Genomic DNA, 24,503 nt, shown 5'->3' on the forward strand with positions numbered 1-24,503 from the left:
TTAAATTTCGACTTTGTTAAAGAAAAGATTTTAAAATATGAAAAAACCATTTTTTTAATATAAAATTAATTTTTTGTCAATAACAAGCATCGAAAATCGTTTTTTAACAATAATAATTTTTGAAAAGGCTACTTCTATTATATTTTTTTTAATTCTCAGCTTTAATCTTTAAATTTGCGTACAAAAAAAAATACTTCTACTTAATTATGAATACTTACAAAGATTACATTCAAGAAATTGAAGAAAGAAAAGCCTTAGGTCTTCATCCGAAGCCAATTGATGGAGCAGAATTAGTAAGCGAAATCATTTCACAAATCAAAGATTTAGATAACGAATACAGAGAAGATTCTCTTAAGTTTTTTATTTACAATACATTGCCAGGTACTACTAGTGCGGCTGGTGAAAAAGCAAAATTTTTAAAAGAGATTATTCTTGGGCAATCTGTGGTAAAAGAAATTACTCCAGCTTTTGCTTTCGAATTATTATCACATATGAAAGGTGGACCTTCAATCGAAGTTTTACTGGATTTAGCTTTAGGTAATGATGTGGCTATTGCAAAAGAAGCGGCAAAAGTACTTAAAACGCAAGTTTTCCTTTACGAAGCAGATACAGATCGTTTAGTAGAAGCATTCAAAAATAACAATGAGATTGCTAAAGAAATCCTTGAGAGTTATGCTCAAGCTGAGTTTTTTACAAAATTACCAGAAGTAGCTGACGAAATTAAAGTAGTTACTTTTATCGCTGGTGAAGGAGATATTTCAACAGATTTACTTTCTCCAGGAAATCAAGCACATTCTCGTTCAGATCGTGAACTTCACGGGCAGTGTATGATTACACCTCAAGCACAGCAGGAAATTAGAGCGTTACAAGCACAACATCCTGATAAAAGCGTAATGTTAATCGCTGAAAAAGGAACTATGGGAGTTGGTTCTTCTAGAATGTCAGGTGTAAATAATGTGGCACTTTGGACAGGAAAACAAGCAAGTCCTTATATTCCATTCGTAAATATTGCTCCAATTGTTGGAGGAACAAACGGAATCTCTCCAATTTTCTTGACTACTGTTGACGTAACAGGAGGTATTGGATTAGATCTTAAAAACTGGGTTAAAAAAGTGGATGCTAATGGTAATGTTGTTCGTAACGAAAACGACGAGCCAATTTTAGAGCAGGCTTATTCTGTAGCTACAGGAACAGTTTTAACAATAAACATTAAAGAGAAAAAATTATATAACGGCGATCAAGAATTAATTGATATTTCTAAGGCATTTACACCTCAGAAAATGGAATTTATTAAAGCTGGAGGATCATACGCTATTGTATTTGGTAAAAAATTGCAAACATTAGCAGCAAAAGTTTTAGGTGTTGAGGCTCCGTTAGTTTATGCTCCATCAAAAGAGGTTTCTCATGAAGGACAAGGACTTACTGCAGTTGAAAAAATCTTCAACAAAAATGCTGTTGGAATCGCTCCAGGCAAAGTATTGCACGCTGGTTCTGACGTTCGTGTTGAAGTAAACATTGTAGGTTCTCAAGATACTACAGGTCTTATGACTGCTCAGGAATTAGAGTCTATGGCGGCAACAGTAATTTCACCAATTGTTGATGGTGCTTACCAATCTGGTTGTCACACTGCTTCTGTTTGGGATAAAAAAGCGCAGGCTAACATTCCTAAATTGATGAAATTTATGAACGATTTCGGTTTAATCACGGCTCGTGACCCGAAAGGTATTTATCATTCAATGACAGACGTAATTCACAAAGTACTTAACGATATTACGATTGATGAGTGGGCTATCATTATTGGTGGTGACTCTCACACCAGAATGTCAAAAGGAGTTGCTTTTGGTGCTGACTCAGGAACTGTGGCTCTTGCATTAGCAACTGGAGAGGCTTCTATGCCAATTCCAGAATCTGTAAAAGTAACTTTCAAAGGAGAAATGAAAGGATACATGGACTTCCGTGATGTGGTTCATGCTACTCAAGCACAAATGCTTCACCAATTTGGAGGAGAAAACGTATTCCAAGGAAGAATCATTGAGGTTCACATTGGAACACTTACTGCTGACCAAGCATTTACATTTACCGACTGGACTGCAGAGATGAAAGCTAAAGCGTCTATCTGTATTTCTGAAGATGATACTTTAATCGAATCATTGGAAATTGCAAAAGGCAGAATCCAAATCATGATTGATAAAGGAATGGATAACGACAAACACGTTCTTCAAGGATTGATCAACAAAGCAGACAAGAGAATTGCTGAAATTAAATCGGCTGAAAAACCAGCCTTAACTCCGGATGCAAATGCTAAATATTATGCTGAAGTTGTAGTTGATTTAGATCAAATCGCTGAGCCAATGATTGCCGATCCAGATGTAAACAACGCTGATGTTTCTAAACGATATACTCACGATACAATTAGACCTTTGTCTTTCTACGGAGGAGATAAAAAAGTAGATCTTGGATTTATTGGTTCTTGTATGGTACACAAAGGAGATATGAAAATCCTTGCTCAAATGTTGAAAAATGTTGAAGCACAAACAGGTAAAGTAGAGTTTAAAGCGCCACTTGTAGTTGCACCTCCAACATATAACATTGTAGATGAGCTTAAAGCTGAAGGTGACTGGGAAGTTTTACAAAGATATTCTGGTTTCGAATTTAATGATGATGCTCCAAAAGGTGCGGCACGTACTGAATACGAAAACATGTTGTATTTAGAGCGTCCAGGATGTAACCTTTGTATGGGTAACCAAGAAAAAGCAGCAAAAGGAGATACGGTAATGGCAACTTCAACTCGTCTTTTCCAAGGAAGGGTTGTGGAGGATAAAGAAGGAAAAAAAGGAGAGTCTCTTCTTTCTTCTACTCCAGTTGTGGTATTGTCTACAATTTTAGGAAGAACTCCTACTATTGAAGAGTATACTGCTGCGGTTGATGGTATTAACTTAACAAAGTTTGCACCTTCAAACAAATCGTTAGTAATGTAATCTTCGATTATTAATATATCAAAAGCCCGAGCGATAAACTCGGGCTTTTTCTTTTATACCTCCTCTATTTTTTGTAACTTAGAAAGTTCAAAAAAAACAGAAAATAAACAAATTACAATACTTATGGCTTTTGATATCGAAATGATTAAAAAAGTGTATGAGAACATGCCTTCACGTGTTGATAAAGCACGTGAGCTTGTTGGACGTCCACTTACTTTGACTGAGAAAATTTTATACAATCACCTTTGGGACGGAACGCCATCTCAGGTTTTTAAGAGAGGAGTTGATTACGTTGATTTTGCACCAGACCGTGTTGCTTGTCAAGATGCAACAGCGCAGATGGCATTATTGCAATTTATGCACGCAGGAAAATCTAAAGTAGCAGTCCCAACTACTGTGCATTGTGATCACTTAATTCAAGCAAAAATAGACGCTGCAACCGATTTGGCAAGAGCAAAAACGCAGAGTAATGAGGTTTTTGATTTCTTGTCGTCGGTTTCGAACAAATATGGAATTGGTTTCTGGAAACCGGGAGCAGGAATTATCCATCAGGTTGTACTTGAAAATTATGCTTTCCCAGGCGGAATGATGATTGGTACCGATTCACATACTGTAAACGCAGGAGGTTTGGGAATGGTAGCAATTGGAGTTGGTGGCGCCGATGCTGTAGATGTAATGTCAGGAATGGCGTGGGAGCTTAAATTTCCTAAACTTATTGGAGTTAAACTAACGGGTAAATTATCAGGCTGGACGGCTCCTAAAGATGTTATTTTGAAAGTGGCTGGTATTTTGACTGTAAAAGGAGGAACTGGAGCAATCGTAGAATATTTTGGCGAAGGAGCAACAGCAATGTCTTGTACAGGAAAAGGAACAATTTGTAATATGGGGGCCGAAATTGGAGCTACAACTTCAACTTTTGGATACGATGCTTCAATGGGACGTTATTTACGTTCTACAAATCGTGCAGACGTTGCAGATGCTGCTGATAAAATTGCTCCATATTTAACTGGAGATCCAGAAGTTTATGCAAATCCAGAGCAGTATTTTGATCAGGTTATTGAAATTGACTTATCTGAATTAGAACCTCATTTAAATGGGCCGTTTACGCCAGATTTAGCAACTCCGATTTCTAAAATGAAAGACGAAGCAATTAAAAATAATTGGCCATTACAAATTCAAGTTGGTTTAATTGGTTCTTGTACGAACTCTTCATATGAAGATATTTCTCGTGCAGCTTCTCTAGCAAGACAAGTTGCGGCTAAAAATTTAAAAACAAAAGCAGAGTTCACTATTACACCAGGTTCTGAAGTAGTTCGTTCGACTATTGAAAGAGACGGATTTATTGATACGTTCCATAAAATAGGAGCAACCGTTTTTGCTAATGCCTGTGGACCATGTATTGGTATGTGGGATAGAGAAGGGGCGGAAAAAGAGGAGAGAAACACCATTGTTCACTCTTTCAATCGTAATTTCTCAAAACGTGCAGATGGTAATCCAAATACATTAGCATTTGTTGGTTCTCCAGAATTGGTAACGGCAATGGCAATTGCAGGTGATTTAGGTTTTAATCCATTAACAGATAAATTAATCAATGAAGATGGGGAAGAAGTAATGTTGGACGCTCCAACGGGAGACGAACTTCCTGCAAAAGGTTTCTATGCTGAAGATCCAGGATTCCAAGCTCCAGCTGAAGATGGTTCTGGAGTTCAAGTAGTGGTAAATCCAACATCTGAGCGTCTACAATTATTAGCGCCGTTTGATGCTTGGGATGGTAAAAATATTACTGGCGCAAAATTATTGATCAAAGCATTCGGAAAATGTACAACAGATCATATTTCTATGGCTGGACCTTGGTTGCGTTTCCGTGGTCACTTGGATAATATTTCAAACAATATGCTGATTGGAGCAGTGAATGCATATAACCAAAAAACAAATTCCGTTAAAAATCAATTAACAGGGCAATATGATGCTGTTCCTGCTGTGGCTCGTGCTTATAAAGCAGCAGGAGTGCCTTCTATTGTTGTGGGAGACCATAACTATGGTGAAGGTTCTTCTCGTGAACATGCGGCTATGGAGCCTCGTTTCTTAGGTGTAAAAGCCGTTTTGGTAAAATCATTTGCTCGTATTCACGAAACTAATCTTAAAAAACAAGGTCTTTTAGGATTGACTTTTGCAAACGAAGCAGATTATGATAAAATTGAGGAAGACGATACAATCAATTTCTTAGATTTAACCGAATTTGCTCCAGGAAAACCATTAACATTAGAGTTTGTCCATGCAAATGGCACAAAAGACATTATCTTGGCAAACCATACTTACAATGCTGGGCAGATTGGTTGGTTTGTAGCTGGGTCTGCATTAAATTTAATTGCGGCTGGAAAAGCTTAATTTACATAATTTAATGATACTAAAAACGCTCTGTAGAAACAGGGCGTTTTTTATTTTAGATCAATTTTGAGGGAAATTTACCTCTAATTATAAAGTTTTGAAATTCAGTCAAGAAGCTTTTTTGGATATTAACTAAGCTTTAAATTTGAGCTTTTGACAAAAATTAGTTGTTAAAAATCGAGGTTTTTTTACTTTAAAAAGTTAAATTCGCCATGCACGTAATAAAAATGATTTTTTTGAGTTTAAAAATTAATGTTTTTTAGCTCTTGAAATAGTAATAAAAATGTAATTCAAGAAATATGGTTTATAGGATAATAATAGTACTGTTTTTTTTTAGTTTTGGAGCCTTCGCACAGGAAAACTTTGTAAAGCACAAGATTTCAAAAGGAGAAAACCTTTCTGTTATTGCTAAAAAATACGGAGTAAAAGTAAAAGAGATTACTGATGCCAACCCAAATGCTCCTAAAATCTTAAAACTAAATTCGACAATCTTAATTCCGAATAAAAATAAAAGCACTTCAAAAACAAAGTCTAAAACTACTGAACTTGCTTTAAATAATACTTCTTCTAATAATAATAGTTCTTCTGGAACACATGAAGTGGCCGCTAAAGAAACACTTTGGGGAATTTCAAAAAAATACAATGTTTCTGTTGATGATTTAAAGAAAGCGAATCCGCTTTTGGAAACAGAAGGGTTGAAAATAGGACAGCAGATTGCCATTCCTTCCAATGCGATTGCTTCGGTTGATGAAAAACAAAATCAGAATGTTCCAGAAATTGTTTCAGCAGATGTGGAGTTGTTTAGAGAGGTTAGGGCGAAAGAAACAAAGTATGGTATTTCGAAAGAATACGGAATTACGGTTGCAGAATTAGAGCGTCAGAATCCTTCCATTAAAGGAAAAGTGCCGGTTGGATATCTTCTAAAAATTCGTGTTCCAAAAGAAAAAGCCGACGCCATTCAAGCGGCTCAAGCAGGGCAGACAATTAATGAAACGGTTGTTTCTTCTTCAACTCAAATGGCAGAAACAACACCAGAAATAAAAAGAGATTCAACTTATGTAAAAGTACCAACAGGATCTCACTCAGAATTGATAGATCAGCTTATAGCAAGTGCAACTGAAAACATTGGAACACGTTACCGTTCCGGTGGAACCACAAAAGCAGGTTTTGATTGTTCAGGATTGATGTTTTGCACTTTCGGAATCTTTGATATTAAATTGCCAAGAAGTTCAATAGAACAATCTCGAATTGGAACAAAAGTAGCTTCAGATGAAGCCCAAAAAGGAGATTTGATTTTCTTTAAAACCAACGGAAGACGCCATATAAACCATGTCGGTATGGTCGTTGAAAATATAGATGGCGAGATTAAATTTGTACATTCGTCTACACATGGAGGAGTAATGATCTCTTCTACAAAAGAACCGTACTACACTAGATCATTTTCTCAGGTAAATCGCGTTTTGGAATAAGATTTTTAAACAAAAGTTTTTTGCAATAATTCCAGTCTGAAAGGTTTATTCCAAAAATCAGAAACATATTTGTTTTCTCTTACTTTCTTAATTTCATCACTGTCTAAAGTGGAAGAAAGTACAAAAATTTCAATTCTATCTTTTACATTCTCCGGAAGTTTGTCAAATTCATCTAAAAACTCAAAACCATTCATAATAGGCATTTGAATGTCTAAAAAAATAATCAGTGAATGATGATCGGGATTCCCTGTAAGCCAGTCTATGCCTTCTTTTCCATTATTGGCAATGTACAGAGGATTAATGTCTAATCCTTTTTTAAGTAATTTTTTAGTGACAAACTGATCGATTAAGTTGTCTTCTATGATGATAAATTGAGATCTAAACGGCATGAGAGTTAGGTATAGTTACAATAAATTTGCTTCCAACATTGCTTTCTGAAAAAACAAAAATGTCTCCTTTGATGTTTTCAACGGCTTCTTTTACAATATACAAGCCTAATCCAGAGCCTTTGTTTTTGTTAGTTCCAAAATACATGTCAAAAATATTTTCTTTGTGTTCGTCATGAATTCCAATTCCATTGTCGGCGATTTCAATTTTATTTAAACCTTCACTGAAATAAGTTTTAATGGTAATAAACATTTCCTGTTTACTACAGTCGGCATATTTTATAGCATTTGAAATCAGGTTATTGATAATGATTTTCAAGCGGAGTCCGTCGCTCTCAATTTGATCTACTTCAAGTTCCTGAGTGAATTTTATTTTGCTTGCATTTTCAATATGCATCATTTGTAAGATAGCTTCGTTGAACAACTCTTTTAAGCTGACTGGTTCCATGATTATTTCTTTTCTTTTATTCTTAGAATAATCGATGATATCGCTTATAAATTGATCTTGACGCGCCAGACTTTGATGCATCATCTGAAGATAATTTCGAACCTGATTCACATCGTCTTCTAATGCTGTAATTTCAATCAAGCCTTTTAAAGAAGTGATTGGAGATCTTAAATCGTGCGATGCACTGTAAACAAAACGATCTAGTTCTTTGTTTACAATTATTAAGTTTTCGTTTTTAGCTTCTGTTTCTTTTTTAGAAACAAGAAGTCTTTTAACCATAATAGAATAATACAAACATACGCTGCAGATTATGACCAAAATGAAGAAGATATTGGTAAAGATTAATAAGTCTTTAATTTTGCGGGTTCCTTCTCCTAATGTATTCGAGAAATTTCGTTCATTAACAGTCAGACGATCGCTAATTACGCTAATTTCTTTCATGAATTTTTTTTGATCCGTGCCAGTTAGAATTTCGCGTTTTATTTTGGCGTCAATTTGCTGGCCAATCACAAAAAGTTCAAAAATCAATTTGTCGCCTTTTCCCCATTCGTCAATGGCTTTAGATAAAAAAGAAACATTTTTAAAGTTGTCAAAAAGCCAGATTACATCATTCAGGTCATCTTCATGATTTCGTCCAATTAAAAAACCATTTCTTGCCACTTGATTATCTCCTGCTTTGAGAAGTGTAATACGTGCAATTCCATCTCCCTGCGGCACTTTTATTTCCTCAAGGAACGATTTCCACTGATTTGGATTTTGAGTATACAAATAACTGATAAGATGTCTTGAGGCATCTTTTTGTGCCTTGGAATAGTGAGATTCTCCATTGACATAAGCTCTATTGGCAGATAAAATTTTAATGGTAAAAAAATTGGTGCAGATGAGTAGCGCGCAGGAAATAAAAACGATTAGAATAAGAATGAAAACATTCGGAAAACGAAAGTTTTTTAAAGCTTGTAACTTAGACATAATCTTATAATTAGTAGGTTAATAATAAAGTGTCTTTTCGTGTTTTGTATAATTTGAAAACAGTCTTATTTGGGAAAGACCGTTTGGAATTAAAATTAAACACTTGTTAAAATTATCGGCGCTTAAAAAATAGATTTGGAATGATTCTCTCAAATATAGTGAAATTTATCTTATAAGTTTTACAAAAAAATGAGTTCAAATTAAAAATTTTTCAAGCTGACTCTTTTTTGTTTAAGATGTTGTTTGGTAGTTATTTATGTCGTTTATATCTTTTGTATGAGTAAAATTAGATTTTAACTTCCTCAATTTAAAAGTGAAAAAGAGATAAAGGATGAAAAAAAAGAAGTTGAGGTTTTATGTTTCTCAATCAGCAGATTAAAATTTACCATAAATGATTAGCCTTCTGAAGGCATAAATGGCAGGAACATTTGGAAAATAAGTATTTATCCTTTTTTTAAATTCAGTAGTTAATTCTTCAAATTCTTTTTCTTTTAGACGCTCTTGATAAACGGTTAAAGCGGAGCCGGAAATAAAATCGAAAAAGTCATTTTGAGCGGTAGAAATAATAGGATATACTTTTTCGTATATAACTAAATCTTCTCCGCCGTTTTCAAAAAGGATTTTAGCATATTCGTCTAAAGTCAGAACTGGTGAAGGCCTTGTCCAATTATTTAAATAAGAAGCGAAAGGTTCTTCCTGTACCAAGTTTAAAAGTATTTTATTGAGAATATTTTCATTCTGCTGAGGCATTTGAACTGCCAGTTGTCCACCTGGATTTAGACGGGAAATAATTTTTGGAAAAAGTTCATAATGATTATCTATCCACTGTAATGCTGCGTTTGAAAAAATAACATCCCATTTGACAGTATCGTTTAGTTGATTTAAAATTGGTTTTTCTTCAAACTGAAGATTTGTTTGAATAGGAGCTTTGGTCAGCATTTCAGCTGAGTTATCGATGCCAAGAACTGTCGGATTAGTTAATTTTTCGGATAGTTTTTGGGTTAATTCACCAGTTCCACAGCCTAAGTCAATCACTTTTAGGTTGGGTTTGTCCATAATATGACCAGCCAGATCTTCAAAAGGTTTCGAACGTTCTTGTTTAAATTCGTTGTATTTTTTTGGATCCCAAGTCATAATTGTTGTTTTTATTTAAAAGTAGCAAAAAACTTTAAAGTTTAAAAGTTAATGAAGTGGCTTATTTCTTTTGATATATAAGTTTCAGTAATAATTTGATTTTAATCAAGTTCATGCCAAAAATGACCGCATCCATTTTTACACTCGGTATTTCTTCTTTCTGTATCAGTAATTTTAAAAATCCAAAGCAGTGAAATTATTGTTTTTCTATTTTCATTTTCTGGAAGAGAAGCTAATTTGTTAAAAGCAATTTTTGTTGAAAAATGCTTAAGAATCACAATGGGAGTATAAGTTGGTTTTAATGGAATTGTATTTAATGCCATTTGATATACTTCCGAATTGTAATCGCTTTTGTTTGGAATGGAATTGAAAATATAAAAATGAAGTGTTCTGAAAAGTTGTTCGAAAGAATAATTATTATCCAATAACAGCTGAACTCCAAAATCGAAATCAATTTTGTCTTGTGCAATTTTATTGATTAGTTCTTCTTGTTGATTTAATGTCATAAAATACTTTTTAAGATAATATAAGAATTAATTATTCTAAAGTTATAAAATTGACAAAACTTCTTTATATTAAATGAGCATAAAGTAATTTAGGTTTGAGATTGTTTATTGAATTCTAGAAATGTAAAAAAAACTGTAGTTTATATAACTTACAGTTTTTTAATTATAGAAAAATAGATTTAGTTTATTTTCTAAATTATAATTGAACGTTTTCCATGTGTTTTATCATTAATTGAGGTTTCCCATGAAACTCCCGATGCTGGTACAGCTCTTTCTCTGCCCCATATTCTAATCGCTTCTATTTTTTCAGGTGCTGTTTTACTAAGAGGTACAATATTTCTGAAACATTTTTCAAAAAGAGTATCATTTACAATATCATCCCCATGAATTACTGCTTGAATAGCAACATCCCTTACAGCTCCTTCTATATCTGAGCCTGCAAAACCATCTGAAATCTCAACGAGTTGATTTAATTTGCTGTCGGAAGGTTGATTTAACAAGTTTCTTTTTATGTAAAGATTTATAATATCTTTTCTTTCAGCTTCTCCAGGAAGATCAACAAAGAATAATTCATCAAATCTGCCTCTTCGTAAAAGTTCAGGAGGTAGCTTACTAACGTCATTTGCTGTAGAGACAACAAAAACTTTTGCCATGCTTTCTTGTAACCAAAATAAAAATTGTCCCACCATCCTTGTTGATGTTCCTCCGTCATTAGCGCCTGTTGCGCCCGATAACCCATTTTCAATTTCATCAATCCACAATACACATGGAGCAGCATTGTCTGCTGATGCCAAAGCTTCTTTTAATCTGTTTTCTGATTGTCCTAGATATTGCCCTTGTATGGTCGCTAAATCAAGACGATATAAAGGTAAATTCCAATTCGCAGCTATAAATTTTGCAGACAAAGATTTTCCGCAACCGGGAACTCCAACTAATAGTACACCTCTTGGCGGTCTCATTTTTCTAATTTTCAAATCTGCAGTCAAGAGTTGTTTCTGATTGTCAAGCCAATGTTGCAAACCAGATAAACCTGCAACCGAAAGGGTAGAAGAATCTAATTTTACTTTTTCTAATCCTGAAATATCACTAAATAGTTTATCTTTTGCATTGCTTAATTCTTTAATGTCCTCTTTGGTTAAAGATCCTTTAGCCATTTGTGTTGCTAATACATTTTCTGCTTCGATTTTTGTCATATTTGCTAAAATACTAGCCGCCATTTTAAAATCGGTATCTTCCCACTCTAATGGAATTGATCCTTTATAAGGGATAACGCACTCTTTGACAACTTCGAGCATTTCATCCTCGTTAGGTGCATCTAATGTAATTGTCATTCCTAAACGTTGTAGCTGAGGCCAGATAGTTTTCGTTGTAATTAAACAGATACTTCCTCCTCTTTCAATAGCTTGAATTACACAATCATATAAATGTCTTGAAATTAAATTATCATCTTCAATATCACTCACTTCGGTAAAAACAAAAGTCAGATTTTGCCTCTGTGATATATTTTGGACAGCATAATCTAGACCGCCAGCAACAGAACGATCATCATTGACACATTTTTTTGATTTTAGATCAATTGTTCCATGAGATAAATTATGAAAATAAATAGGGATATTGATTTCTTCTGCCAATTCTTGTATAACTTCTAAGACTCTTACTCGTTCTATACTTCTAATTGATATAAAAGGTATTCTAGCCCTGAACATTCGAAGAAGAGATGTCTTAAATTCTGATTTATTTGCCATTTTAAAATATTATTTTTCTTCCAGTAGGAGTTGTTGTATTATTGGTACTTGATTGTTTCTCTGAGTTTATCTCATTTTCATTAGATTTTACATTAAGCTGAAAAGAATTTAATAAAATCAATATTTTTTCATTTCTTGCTGTGTTTTTTGAATTGTTCTTTTTTAATGAAGTCCTTATTTCAGTTATAAAATCTTCCAAATCCTTTTGAAGTGTTTTTTTTAAAGCATCTGGAAAAGATTTGATTTTTACAAAATCACTGAGAGCATTAAGGTTTTGTTTTCCGTTTCTTAGAGCAATTTCAAAATCATCTTCCGTTTTTAGATTTTGTAATTCAAAATATCTCTGAAATTTATCCAGCCAGTTTTGCTTCCTTTTTTTATAAACTTCTTCTGTTTTTGTATAGAAACGATTAGCTGTTCCAGAATCGATAATAAAAGTTCCAAGATTCATATTATCAAGAACAGAATTATTTCCATCCCCAAATTGATGTAAGAGAGTCACCCATTCAGAGTAAGTTGTAGGGGGCTTTGTCATTGATTTTTAATTCTTGGATTTATAAATTGAGCTTGGGGAATAATATCCCAATCTGGAAATTTTGCATTTTGTAATTCTGCCTCCGTTCTTCCTTGAAAAAGATTTGGTAGTATTTTGATGTCCTTTTTTTCTTCATTAAGAATCTCATCAGAATCTTCTAAATTATTGTTTAAAAGTATTTTGCTCATGATTAATTGTTTTTTTGATATTAAATAATATTTCGGACTGTTTCTTTCGATACGCTTGAAAAATCTTCTGGAGTAATTGATGATATAAGATTTCTAACTTCTTCAGCTTTATTATCTTCAAAAAGATGTTCTATTCTATAATCTACGGTTTCAGCTATACATCCTCGTAAAACTTCTTTTCCTTTTTGTTTGCGTTCTGTTATATTCTCGATAATTTTATTTTTGGCCTTTTTGTGGGTGTTAAGTGAATTCCAAATAATAACGATGCCCATTCCTAAACCTAAAGCTCCAACTATGGGATTGATTGTAAATAGCCAAAAACCAAGAAAACAAATTAATGTACCAATAATTAGTAAGCCATAAGGAAATGAAAGTTTGCTTAATTCTGTTTCTAGAACTTGATCATAAAAAATTTCTTGTTCTTTTAATAGTTCATTTTCATCACTTCCATCTTTGGTAGGAACTTTAAAGTTGTCAATAGATAATTCTACGAGTTTGGGAACATTATTTCTGCATTGAGCAGTAAAAGTATCATATGCTTCTAATATCCAGGTTTGACCTATTGAAACAGCCAGTGCCTGCGTAACTCTTGTTGCACCTGATAATTCTGGATTGAATGAAGCATTAGTAAGTAGTTGTAAAAAATCAATTTGCTCATTAAAAATATGCCTTTCAGCATCCATAATGGCTTGAGCAGCATTTTTGTCTCCATCCATTTGAATAATAAGCTGATTGAATCTAACTTGTTCTTGTAATGGTAATTCTTCATCGTCAAAATTGGTAACTAGTAAAGATAGAATTTCATCTAATTGTACTTTTATCCCTTTTGAAAAGTCAGCAGATGAAGAAATAATATTTTTAAAATGTGTATTTATAACATCATGCGTTTTTGCTTCTTTTAAAGATTTTTCTAATAAATTCCAATTGGTAGTGTATTTTTCAAGCAATGGATATTTTCCTTCAGATAAAGGGCCAATCGCTACAAAAAAATTAACCCATTGTTTTTTTTGTTCATTTATAAATGTATCTCCTTGGGTTAGCTGATCCAACCAGTTTTTAACATTTACCATCATTAAATTTCTTGATGCTGGAGGGAATACTCCTGTTGTAACTGCTTCAAGAATTATAATGAATTCTCTATCAAGATTATGAGGATTTTGGTGCATAAAATAACGTTCAAGCCATTTTAAGCATGCTTCATTTCTTGTTAATCGACGCATTACCATCATAAAGAAAAGAGTAGTTTTGTAGTCATCTCTTTTTAGAGCTTCATTTAAGGCTTTTTCTGTTTTACTTTTGTCATTTCTTATCCATGAAGTTAAAGAAACTAAAGCAGGAGCTAACCAATAACCAGGAGCTTTTATCATAACTTCTTCAGTAGTAAATCTTAAAGTATCATCACTTATTACTCCTGTATCTACCCCTTGAAGAATGCCTGTTGCCATTCTTCGTACTTCAGCATAATAACCAAATTTAATTTGTAAATCCTGCTTTAAATTTCCTTGTCTTGTTTCGGCAAGTTGTAACGCTTTATGCTTTAAATCTGCTTCAACAAAATCAGAAAATGAATCGGCAAGTTTAACCAATTCGCTTTCCATTTGATCTTGTTTAAAATTTAAAGAACCTAATTCGGAATGAACTCCTGACATGTCTTTGCTAATAGATCTTAAAGCATTATTTATTATTGATAGATCTGCATATGAAATTACTTGTTGTGACATAATTATCTAGTTTGGTTAGTATTTTTTATAATTTAGAGGCAGTTCCATCTTCACGTATTAGAATGATTTTATCATCATAGATTTCTACCATCGCGTAAGCATTATGTTTGGCTACGGAACGTGCTTTCTCAAATTGAGCCTCCATTGTTTCAGTTTCTTTATAATGTTTTATGATTTGACTTCCGCTTAGGTCTAATGTGTGTACTTCATAAGGATATCCTAAAAAACATTTCGAAATAATACCTAATGGTAAATTGGCTAATTCAGCTGTGCCAAATTCTTCTTGAATTGATTTTATAAGCTCATTCATCCCTTTTGTATCGGATAATGTTTTAGCATCGAGGTTAGTGATTAAATCTAAATATTTTTTTGATCTTTTTTTTAAAACATCTCTGTCGCTAACAAAACCCGAAGTTGGAGTTTTTAGGGATATACTAACATCCAAGTTATCGGATTGGGTAAGTATTTTTCTCATATTCGTTCAATTATTGTTCGTTTTCTTATTTTCAAATGTAAAGACTCAAAAAAGTTATATTTTATGGAAAACCGTAATTATGTTTTTTAGTTATAAGCTGTTATGAAAACGAGTTTGCGTAAGGGATAGAAACGGCATCCTTTTATGGCGGGGTTCGCCATAAAAGATAGAGTGGATAGCCCGACCCGCCTTTTTCGGTGGGATACGCCCAAAAAATTTTTAGTAATCTGAAATCTATCCTGAAACTTCGGGACTAAAATCTAAACTGTTGAAAAAAAGTATATCTTTAACCAACCCTAAACCAATAACAATGCAAGAAAACGACCAAGAAAATTTTAAAAGAGAACTCGGATTATTAGACGGAACCATGCTTGTAGTAGGTTCTATGATTGGATCTGGGATCTTTATTGTAAGTGCCGATATTGCCAGACAAGTAGGTTCGGCAGGATGGCTGACACTTATTTGGCTTATATCTGGATTAATCACAATCATCGCCGCAGTGAGTTACGGCGAATTGAGCGCTATGTTTCCAAAAGCAGGCGGACAGTATGTTTATTTAAAAGAAGCATATAACAAACTTATTGCTTTTTTGTACGGATGGAGTTTTTTTGCTGTAATCCAGACTGGAACAATTGCAGCCGTTGGAGTGGCTTTTTCAAAGTTTGCAGCCTATCTGTATGAACCTTTTAGTGATGAAAATATATTGTATGAATTGGGTTCTTTTAAACTCAATGCAGCACAGTTAGTCTCTATTTTTACTATTATTTTATTGAGTTATATTAATAGTCGCGGCGTAAAGGATGGTAAAATTCTACAGACGGTTTTAACAATCATTAAAATTTTGTCTTTGCTTGGACTAGTAGTTTTTGGATTAACGCTTGGTGCGAAAGCTTCTATTTGGGATGCCAACTGGGCAGACGGATGGAGTACACGTACATTTGATAAGGACAGTGGTTCGTGGTTGCCAATTGGAGGAACGGCATTGATTTCTGGGATTTCGGCCGCGATGGTTGGCTCTTTGTTCTCAAGTGATGCTTGGAACGGTGTTACTTTTATTGCTGGTGAAATTAAAAATCCAAAACGTAATGTTGGCTTGAGTTTATTTCTAGGAACTTTTATTGTAACCATAATTTATGTTTTAACGAACATTATGTATTTGGCAGTTGTTCCTTTTGATGAAATAGCGACAGCAAAATCGGATCGTATTGCTGTTGTCGCGGCGCAATATATTTTTGGAAATATTGGAACACTGATTATCGCCATAATGATTATGATTTCGACTTTTGCCTGCAATAACGGGTTAATTATGGCGGGAGCAAGAGTTTATTATACAATGGCAAAAGATGGATTGTTTTTCAAGAAAGCGGCTGTTCTAAACAAGTCAAGTGTTCCTGCTTGGGCACTTTGGGCACAATGTATCTGGGCTTCGGCTTTGTGTCTTACAGGAAAATACGGAGATTTACTAGACTTTGTAATTATCATCGTTCTGATTTTCTACATTTTGACGATTTACGGAATCTTTATTTTGCGTAAAAGAATGCCAGATGTTGAAAGACCTTATAGAGCTTTTGGATATCCGTTTTTACCAATGCTTTACATCATTACAGCGACAGCAATTTGTATTTCTTTATTAATCACAAAATTCTCAACCTGCGGATGGGGAGTTTTGATTATGCTGACTGGTATTCCGGTTTATTATCTAACAAAACCTAAAGAATAATTTGTTTCAAGTTTCAGGTTGAAAATGAAGAAATTTATAAATAATTAAAGCGCCTTGATAATTTCAAGGTGTTTTTTTTTGAAACAAATTCTAACTAAAATTAATGAAAATATTCTAGGGAAAATTAGCAAGATGCTGAATTTAAAAAGCCTTAAAAACAAGGGATTAGAGCTTTTGTGGATTTCAATAATATGTTATATATCGTAAATTGAATTTTGTTTGGTGAAACTTCGCTAATACAATTGGTGTGTTATAAGCTTAAATCATTATTGATTCTTTCTTCGGTAGGTCTTAGAAAAATAAGATAAATAATAATTAGAATTCCAAATAGTATAAATTCTGGTTTTAAGAATAATATTAAAAATGCTGCACCTTCTAGAACTGCCCAGCGCATAATGGAAGCCGATTGATAAATAGGCATTTTTTCTTCTAATTTCAATTTAGGATCAATTTGTTTTAACTGAGATTTAAATAAAAATGTACTTGAGATATAGGCTAATACTGGTATTAATAGATAAATAGCTGACGATGAATCTATATTTGGGATTTCTAATGTTTTCAAAGAAAAATCTATTAGAAAGAAATAAGCAGCCAAAGTTCCTGCGCAAATGGCAAGATGGATAATCTGTAGGGTTTTGATTTTTTCATTCATGATTTTTGGTTTTTTTGGGGATAATGAAGATCAGACTTATACAAATATAAAGGATTGTATTTGTACTGCTTACTTTTAAAAGCAAAAAAAACACTGCGGTTAAGCAGTGTTAGAATGTAAAAATCGATGAGACTGTAATTTATACAACAGCAGGCTCAAGAGATGATTCTATAGTTGAATTAATAATTGATAGGGTAAGCGGATCTAATTCTCCAGAGAAAAAAGCTTCCAAAACCTCTTGGAAGATTGGATTTGCATTTTCTACCAAAGAAAATAAAGTCATGCAGGAACGCAATTTGCGCGCATCTAAGTCACCAAAAATTCCATCAGCCGATTTCATTTTAAAGGTTAACAATAGTTCTGAAATTTCAATTAAATGTTTTCCTAAAATTGGATGTTCCAAATAATCTGAAGCTTCTTTTAGGTCGTTAATGGCATAAAGATTTGCTGTATCACTTTTTCCTAAACCTTTAATTTGAGGAAAAATAAACCACATCCAATGCGTCTCTTTTTTCCCTTTTCCGATTTCAGAAAGAGCAGTAAGATAAAGTTTGTTCTGCGCATCTAAGAAGCGCGCTAAATCGTTGTTTGAATAAGCCATTACGGTATTATATTTTTTTAAAAGTTTGCAAAAATAGTAAAAAAGGAAGGTTCAGCCTAATAAAACGTTCATACAATCAGTATTTTAACTTTTTTCGACAGAATTTTCCTCGTCGCGATTGAGCTAATAAATCAGCTAGTTTTTAGTTCCTAATGACTTACGCATTACGTTGCGTTTGTCTAAAAGTTAAATTAATTCTAGGTAAAACTTTGCGTGCCGTTTTGGGCACATGATGCTGCCAAAAACTATTCGTAGTGCCTGCCATTAGTAGGAAAGAACCGTGATGAAGCGGAATTTCAATCTGAGGAATTTCCTTATTGAATTTATGGCGCAATTTAAATATTCTCGTTTCACCAAAAGTTACCGAAGCTATAATCGGATCTTTTCCAGAATTGTCTTCCCGGTCGCTGTGCCAGCCAACGCCGTCTTTTCCGTTTCGATATAAATTTAACAGTAGACTGTTAAAATCAAGCTGTGTTTCTTTCTCTACACGACTTCTTATTTTTAATAATTCATACGTCCAGTCTGGGCCTTTGGGATCTGCGCCTACATTGTCTTTATCTTCATACCAGGCAATCATTCTGGGAACGGTATAAGTTTTATCATAAACTTCCATTTCGTATTCTCGCCATTTAGTTTTACGCAATATTCTTTCATAAAAAGAATCCGATTCTTCTTTACTGAAAAAATTATCAATCAGAATCAGTTCGCAGTCTGGGAGATCAAATATTTTTTTACCTGCTTGTCCAGTTGTAAATAATTCGGTGTCGCTAAATAGTGTCATAATTTTAATTGTTATAGCTCTATTTCTCTCTAATCTGATTTTAGGCTAAGAGATGCTTTTTGAAGAATACTTTTCTAGGATGTTTTTCAGCATAAGAAAAAATCAATTGTTCAATATATTGATTGCTTTTATAAGGCGTAATATAATTTTTTACGTCTGAAGGTTCATGAATAGAAATATCCGATGGAAGATAGCCCATTCCATAAAAATGCCCATTTTCTATCCAGACACAGCTGCGTTCTTCTTTTGATTTTCCTTTGTCAATAATCGCAAAAGTAGGTCTGTTGTTTAACAAATAATCAATTGCATTGTCGACTTGTGCATTATGCATTAACACATCGGGCAGGCTTTGCGGATTATTATTCTGGAAAAACTCTCCTTCCTCAGATTTTGAATATTTGCAGAAACGATGATCTATTTCAAAACGTTCGGCCAGACTTCGCAATAAATTAATGCCTTCATAAAGACTGCTGAATTCATGAAGACAGACCTGAAATTTGCTCACTTTCCCAATGGCAAGATATTTATAGCCATTTCGTGCTTCGTATTGATAAATACCAAATTTAGCTTCAAAGCGTTTTAAAGCTCTGTTGTAAGTTGGCCAAAGTTTTTTGATTTCAGTACATTCCAGCAAAAGTGCCATTAATTCAGTGGCGCAAACTTCAAAAGAAATTCCGTGGATATCCCTTAAAAAATGCTGTCTCTGCGGATTAATATTATTCCCGCTGAAATGAGACGAAACGCGTTTCTTTAAATTAATTGCTTTTCCAACATAAATTACTTTTTTCGCCTGATTATAAAAATAATAGACTCCTGGTTTTTCGGGTAAATTATTAAAATCATCTGGCGGAAGATTTGGAGGTAAACGCTGATCTTGTGCTGTTTTTTTAATCATTTTTTCGATTTCTCCTGCATCGTCCCATTCCATTAAAAGAGAAAATAATAGAGCAGTAGCATCGGCATCTCCGCCGGCTCGGTGTCGGTTTTCTAAAGAAATATTCAACGAATTGCAAAGATTTCCTAAACTGTAAGAACCTAAACCTGGTTTGATTTTTCGCGCAGCGCGAACAGTACAAAGCTTTTTTGCAGACCATTTAAAACCAGCTTGTTCCAATTGATGATGCACAAACGAATAATCGAAATTGACATTGTGAGCCACGAAAATACGATCGGTTAGCATTTCCAAAACCTTCTCTGAAATATCGTCAAAGATTGGCGCGTTGGCGACCATTTCGTTATTAATACCCGTTAATCCAAAAATAGAAGGAGGAATTTCCTGCTCAGGATTTACAAGTGTTTCATAACGATCCAGTACATTTTTACCATCATGAATAATGATCGCAATTTCAGTAATGCGACTTCCACTGGCATTTCCGCCTGTGGTTTCAATATCGACTATAGCATATTCCGTATTTTTCATCTTTATATAACGTAAGTTGTTCTTTAGTTATTTTTTTAGTGTTCAGTTCTCAGTCTCAGTCTCAGTCACAGTTTTCAGTCACAGTCCTGAATACTGTGACTGAGACTGAAAACTAAAACTTCATCCTATGTCTCGGCAGATTAATTTCATGTCCTGATGGATAAGGTTTTCTATGTGTAAGGCTTATATCTTCTTTAATCTGGTTTTGTGTTCGGTATTGATCTTTAGCATCCATATAACGCGGATCTGGAATAAAAGGCATTTTCGCCATTTTGGTTATCGTTATGGTAGGAAAATGGTAATCGACTTCTACAGTTCCTAACAATAAGTAACAACCTCCGCCCTGAAAAGGATGTTTTTCTAAACTATCCGGAAAATGAGCGGTGTCAAAATAAGTGCCTTCATAATCAATCCAGGTTCCAAAATACATAGCGCCTTTTTTCGTGGGAACATGTTTTCTGGAAATCAAATAAGCCAACATTCTGACTTGTTTTTTATGATATTGAACCAAATCTTTCGCCATGACATCACCACGGTATTTAGTTTGTAGAAGATCAAAAACAGTACAAGAAACGGGAAAGCTTAATAACTCTATTTCGTCAAAAGCATCTTCAAAAACAGAACGTTCCAATGTTGGAAGTTTGTATTCTTTAACGGGTTCTTGCAGTAATTTTAAATCTCTATTTTCAGGCTTAAAATTATTCAACAACAAACTGGCAGTTACCAAAAGCTGATTTTTTGTTTTTCCTGTAAAACGAAAAGCATCGATAAAAATCAAGGTTTTAACGCCTTCGATTCCAATTGGAATACGGTTGATAAAATCTTCTAAAGAAACATAATCGCCGTTTTTGTTTCGGTCTTCTTCAATCAAATGAGCAATTTTAGATTCCAGACTTTGAATGTGCATAAAGCCAAGGTAAATATCCGTTCCGTATAAAGTCGTCTGATATTCGCTTTTATTCACACACGGATTATGAATCGTTCCGCCAGACATTCGCGCTTCATGTACATAAACTTCGGTTCTGTAAAACCCGCCTTGGTTGTTAATTACCGCCGTCATAAATTCAACAGGATAATTGACTTTCAGATACAAACTCTGATAACTTTCGACCGCATAAGAAGCCGAGTGTGCTTTACAGAAAGAATATCCCGCAAAAGATTCAATCTGACGGTAAATTTCCTGACTCAACTGCAACGGATGACCTTTTTGAGCACAACTCGCGAAGAAATTATCTTTTACTTTCTGCAACGCTTCCAAAGATCTTCCTTTTCCAGACATGGCACGACGCAGAATATCGCCGTCAGGAGCGGGTAGTCCGCCGTAATGCTGGGCGATTTTAATTACATCTTCCTGATAAACCATAATGCCGTAAGTTTCACCTAGATGTTCTTTGAAAACCTCATGAAAATATTCAAACTGAGTTGGATTATTATGACGAAAAATGTACTCTTTCATCATTCCCGATTGTGCTACTCCGGGACGAATAATAGACGATGCGGCGACAAGAATTTTGTAATTGTCACAATTTAAACGACGCAGTAAACCACGCATTGCTGGACTTTCGATATAAAAACAGCCAATCGTATGTCCTTTTGCTAAATAAGAATTGCAAACCGCTTCGTCTTTAGAAATCGAAGTATCACGAATATTCACTTTTATACCGCGGTTTTTAGCAATCAGTTTTACGCTGTCGTCAATATGTCCAATACCTCGCTGACTCAGAATATCAAATTTGTCAAAACCAATATCTTCGGCAATGTGCATATCAAAAAGTACGATTGGAAAACCTTTTGGAGGCATTTCCAATGGCGTATAATTGGTAATTGGTTCTTCAGAAATCAAAATTCCGCAGGCATGCATACTTCGTTGGTTCGGATATTTTTCAAGCAGCATTCCGTATTGCTGAACCATTTTTACGATTTTATTACCATCGTGTAGTTCCATCGGATTTTTTGCCAACATATCGAGCTCTTCTTTTGGAAGGCCAAAAACTTTTCCAACTTCTCTAAAAATAGATCTATATTTAAATTCGACGTTTGTACCGCAAAAAGCAACATGATCTTTGCCGTATTTTCCGAAGATGTATTCTAAAATGACATTACGTTCCTGCCAGCTCCAGTCGATATCAAAATCCGGTGGCGTTTTTCGGTTTAGGTTTAGAAAACGTTCAAAATATAAATCCAATTCGATAGGGCAGATATCGGTAATTCCCAAACAATAAGCAATGATACTGTTGGCGCCGCTTCCGCGACCGATGTGCATAAAACCTTGGCTATTGCTATATTGAATAATATCCCAGGTAATTAAAAAATAACCGCTGAATTCCAGTTCATCAATAACTTTTAATTCTTTTTCGACACGGGCTTTTGCTTCTAGATTATCGTTTCCGTAACGATTTTTAAATCCTTCCCAAGCCAATTTGGTCAGTTTGTCTAAATCTTTTTGACGGTTTTCAGTATAGAATTTTTTATTTTTTTTAGCCGAAAAATCATATTGAAAATTACAATCGTCAATGATACGTTGTGTATTTAAAACGATTTCAGGATATTTTTCATAGAATGGCAGAATCGATTCTATAGGTTTCATCACATCCGAAACTTTGCAGAAATCAGTTTCTGTGAGTTTCGATAGAATAATATTAGTGTCAATTGCCCTAAGAATTTTATGAAGATTGTATTCTGTTTTCGTTTTAAAAGTTACAGGCTGTAAAATCACCATTTTGGAGATTTTATTTTTATGTTTTGAAGTCAAAAGACCTGAAACTTCTTCAGGACGAACTCCGATAAATTCATTTTCAAAAAGTATTTTTGGAGCATTTTCTAAAGTATAAATCACAAAAACCGATTCGAATTTTGGAGCACGCAAAGGCAAAGTTTCTCCGCTGAAATTATACTCAGTTAAAAAACGATTCATTTCAGCCAAACCTTCTGCATTTTTCGCCAAGCCAATATATCGGAATTCATGATTGCATCGAAACTCCATTCCAACCAAAGGCTTGATTTCTTTTTCCTGACACGCTTTTATAAAATCGTAAATTCCGGTAACGGTATTAATATCGGTCAATGCCATTGCTTTAATATCATGCAAAACGGCTTCAGCAATCAAATCCTTAAGCGGAATTGTGCCGTAACGTAATGAATGGTATGAATGACAATTGAGATACATTATTTTTTTCTTTTTAAAATTTCGTCTTTAGTATTGGGTTTAAAGTGAGCTCCAGCACAGCGCATTACGGCATCAAAACCGTAACGACTTTTCATTTTGTCCATCGCTTCGTAGAGTGAAAGCATTTCCTGGGTATCTTCAAAAAGATCAATTTGATAAGTTCCACGCACCAATCCGCTGAAGCGAACGCCAATCAGACGCAGACGCATACGACGCTGGTAGACTTTCTCAAAAAGTTCAATTACATTTTTGGTTAGAACATGATCGGCAGAGGTATAAGCCACTCTACATTGTTTGGTTTCGGTATCAAAATTGGCATAACGAATTTTAACCGTAACAGTTGAAGTAAGCCATTGTTCTGCACGAAGCTGAAAAGCCAGTTTTTCGACCATTCCTAATAATATTCGTCTCAGTTTTGCAAGATCAATCGTGTCCTGCGAAAAAGTCGTTTCGGTCGAAATTGATTTTCTTTCGGTATAAGGCTCAACAGGCGTGTGATCGATTCCGTGTGCTTTTTTCCAAAGTTCCAGACCATTTTTACCAATCATTTGCTGTAAAACCTCAGCAGGCATTTCGGCTAAAGTTTGAATCTTACGAACGCCAATTCGGGATAAAAGCTGAAAAGTAACTGCACCAACCATCGGGATTTTTTGAATCGAAAGCGGATTTAAAAAATCTTGTACTTTTTGTTCCGGAATTTCAAGATTTCCAACAGGTTTACCTTCTCCGGTCGCAATTTTTGAAACGGTTTTGTTGATGGATAAAGAGAAACTAATTGGCAGTCCGGTTTCTTTAATTACCTTTTGCGCTAGTTCATTTGTCCATTTATAACTGCCATGAAATTTGTCCATTCCGGTAATGTCCATATAAAACTCATCGATACTCGCTTTTTCTAAAACAGGTGCTTTTTCCTGAAGAATTTCAGTTACATCATGCGACAATTGCGAATACAATTCCATGTCGCCTTTCATCACTTTTGCGTCAGGGCAAAGTTTTAATGCCATACGAATTGGCATGGCAGAACGCACTCCATATTTACGGGCTTCATACGAACAAGATGCCACAACGCCTCGGTCTCCGCCACCAATAATAAGCGGAATTCCGTTGAGTTCAGAGTTGGTGCGTCTTTCGCAGGATACAAAAAAGGTATCCAAATCCATATGTACAATTGCCCGTGCCATTTTCCTTTGTTTTTGTATGAAACAAAATTAGTACAGA

At 34.4% G+C, this 24,503-nt stretch carries 19 protein-coding genes; 4 read left to right on the forward strand and 15 right to left on the reverse strand.

Going from position 1 to position 24,503, the window contains the following annotated elements:
* The first annotated feature begins 206 nt into the window (after positions 1–206).
* The 3 genes from BM289_RS09785 (at position 207) to BM289_RS09795 (ending at position 6,835) form a co-directional block, all read left to right on the forward strand.
* The gene (locus BM289_RS09785; protein WP_091492782.1) at positions 207–2,978 is read left to right on the forward strand and encodes a bifunctional aconitate hydratase 2/2-methylisocitrate dehydratase; all 2,772 of its coding nucleotides are present in this window, start codon (positions 207–209) and stop codon (positions 2,976–2,978) included.
* A gap of 123 nt (positions 2,979–3,101) precedes the next feature.
* The gene (locus BM289_RS09790) at positions 3,102–5,366 is read left to right on the forward strand and encodes an aconitate hydratase (RefSeq protein WP_091492784.1); all 2,265 of its coding nucleotides are present in this window, start codon (positions 3,102–3,104) and stop codon (positions 5,364–5,366) included.
* Between the two features lie 299 nt (positions 5,367–5,665).
* On the forward strand, positions 5,666–6,835 hold the full coding sequence (locus BM289_RS09795; RefSeq protein WP_091492785.1) for an NlpC/P60 family protein: 1,170 nt from the start codon (positions 5,666–5,668) through the stop codon (positions 6,833–6,835).
* A gap of 5 nt (positions 6,836–6,840) precedes the next feature.
* On the opposite strand, the gene BM289_RS09800 is transcribed toward BM289_RS09795, so the two are convergent.
* The 9 genes from BM289_RS09800 to BM289_RS09840 all read right to left on the reverse strand — a co-directional run bounded on the left by BM289_RS09800 (position 6,841) and on the right by BM289_RS09840 (position 14,942).
* A complete protein-coding gene (locus BM289_RS09800; protein ID WP_091492786.1) occupies positions 6,841–7,224 on the reverse strand; it encodes a response regulator in 384 nt (127 codons plus the stop codon).
* A complete protein-coding gene (locus tag BM289_RS09805; protein WP_091492788.1) occupies positions 7,214–8,638 on the reverse strand; it encodes a sensor histidine kinase in 1,425 nt (474 codons plus the stop codon). Before BM289_RS09805 ends, BM289_RS09800 begins: the two co-directional genes overlap by 11 nt.
* A 375-nt stretch (positions 8,639–9,013) precedes the next feature.
* Positions 9,014–9,772, reverse strand: a complete 759-nt coding sequence (locus BM289_RS09810; protein ID WP_091492789.1) for a methyltransferase domain-containing protein — start codon at positions 9,770–9,772, stop codon at positions 9,014–9,016.
* A gap of 101 nt (positions 9,773–9,873) precedes the next feature.
* Complete coding sequence (locus BM289_RS09815) at positions 9,874–10,278, reverse strand: DUF5958 family protein (protein WP_091492791.1); 405 nt, start codon at positions 10,276–10,278, stop codon at positions 9,874–9,876.
* 191 nt (positions 10,279–10,469) lie between these two features.
* Positions 10,470–12,023 carry an ATP-binding protein gene (locus BM289_RS09820; RefSeq protein WP_091492793.1) on the reverse strand — a complete coding sequence of 518 codons (1,554 nt, stop codon included), beginning with the start codon at positions 12,021–12,023 and terminating at the stop codon, positions 10,470–10,472.
* Between the two features lies 1 nt (position 12,024).
* On the reverse strand, positions 12,025–12,558 hold the full coding sequence (locus BM289_RS09825; RefSeq protein WP_091492795.1) for a hypothetical protein: 534 nt from the start codon (positions 12,556–12,558) through the stop codon (positions 12,025–12,027).
* A complete protein-coding gene (locus tag BM289_RS09830) occupies positions 12,555–12,746 on the reverse strand; it encodes a hypothetical protein (RefSeq protein WP_091492796.1) in 192 nt (63 codons plus the stop codon). Before BM289_RS09830 ends, BM289_RS09825 begins: the two co-directional genes overlap by 4 nt.
* 20 nt (positions 12,747–12,766) lie before the next feature.
* Positions 12,767–14,467: a hypothetical protein gene (locus tag BM289_RS09835; RefSeq protein ID WP_143102061.1), complete on the reverse strand. Its 1,701-nt coding sequence runs from the start codon at positions 14,465–14,467 to the stop codon at positions 12,767–12,769.
* Positions 14,468–14,492: 25 nt separating this feature from the next.
* The gene (locus BM289_RS09840) at positions 14,493–14,942 is read right to left on the reverse strand and encodes a hypothetical protein (protein WP_091492800.1); all 450 of its coding nucleotides are present in this window, start codon (positions 14,940–14,942) and stop codon (positions 14,493–14,495) included.
* Between the two features lie 310 nt (positions 14,943–15,252).
* Here BM289_RS09840 and BM289_RS09845 point away from each other — a divergent pair, with 310 nt between their 5' ends.
* Positions 15,253–16,662: an APC family permease gene (locus BM289_RS09845; RefSeq protein WP_091492802.1), complete on the forward strand. Its 1,410-nt coding sequence runs from the start codon at positions 15,253–15,255 to the stop codon at positions 16,660–16,662.
* 250 nt (positions 16,663–16,912) lie between these two features.
* On the opposite strand, the gene BM289_RS09850 is transcribed toward BM289_RS09845, so the two are convergent.
* The 6 genes from BM289_RS09850 to dinB all read right to left on the reverse strand — a co-directional run bounded on the left by BM289_RS09850 (position 16,913) and on the right by dinB (position 24,466).
* On the reverse strand, positions 16,913–17,314 hold the full coding sequence (locus BM289_RS09850) for an MFS transporter (RefSeq protein WP_091492804.1): 402 nt from the start codon (positions 17,312–17,314) through the stop codon (positions 16,913–16,915).
* A gap of 139 nt (positions 17,315–17,453) precedes the next feature.
* Positions 17,454–17,915 (reverse strand): DUF1810 domain-containing protein, encoded by a 462-nt coding sequence (locus BM289_RS09855; protein WP_091492805.1) that lies wholly within the window; start codon positions 17,913–17,915, stop codon positions 17,454–17,456.
* 157 nt (positions 17,916–18,072) lie between these two features.
* Positions 18,073–18,699: an alpha-ketoglutarate-dependent dioxygenase AlkB family protein gene (locus BM289_RS09860; RefSeq protein ID WP_091492807.1), complete on the reverse strand. Its 627-nt coding sequence runs from the start codon at positions 18,697–18,699 to the stop codon at positions 18,073–18,075.
* A 40-nt stretch (positions 18,700–18,739) separates the two neighbouring features.
* Complete coding sequence (locus tag BM289_RS09865; protein WP_091492809.1) at positions 18,740–20,119, reverse strand: exonuclease domain-containing protein; 1,380 nt, start codon at positions 20,117–20,119, stop codon at positions 18,740–18,742.
* Between the two features lie 112 nt (positions 20,120–20,231).
* Positions 20,232–23,285: a DNA polymerase III subunit alpha gene (locus BM289_RS09870; RefSeq protein ID WP_091492810.1), complete on the reverse strand. Its 3,054-nt coding sequence runs from the start codon at positions 23,283–23,285 to the stop codon at positions 20,232–20,234.
* A complete protein-coding gene (dinB, locus tag BM289_RS09875) occupies positions 23,285–24,466 on the reverse strand; it encodes a DNA polymerase IV (RefSeq protein WP_091492812.1) in 1,182 nt (393 codons plus the stop codon). The genes BM289_RS09870 and dinB overlap by 1 nt, the downstream gene beginning before the upstream one ends.
* Between the last annotated feature and the right edge of the window lie 37 nt (positions 24,467–24,503).

This window comes from Flavobacterium phragmitis (genome assembly GCF_900112575.1).
Classification (GTDB): Bacteria; Bacteroidota; Bacteroidia; order Flavobacteriales; family Flavobacteriaceae; genus Flavobacterium; species Flavobacterium phragmitis.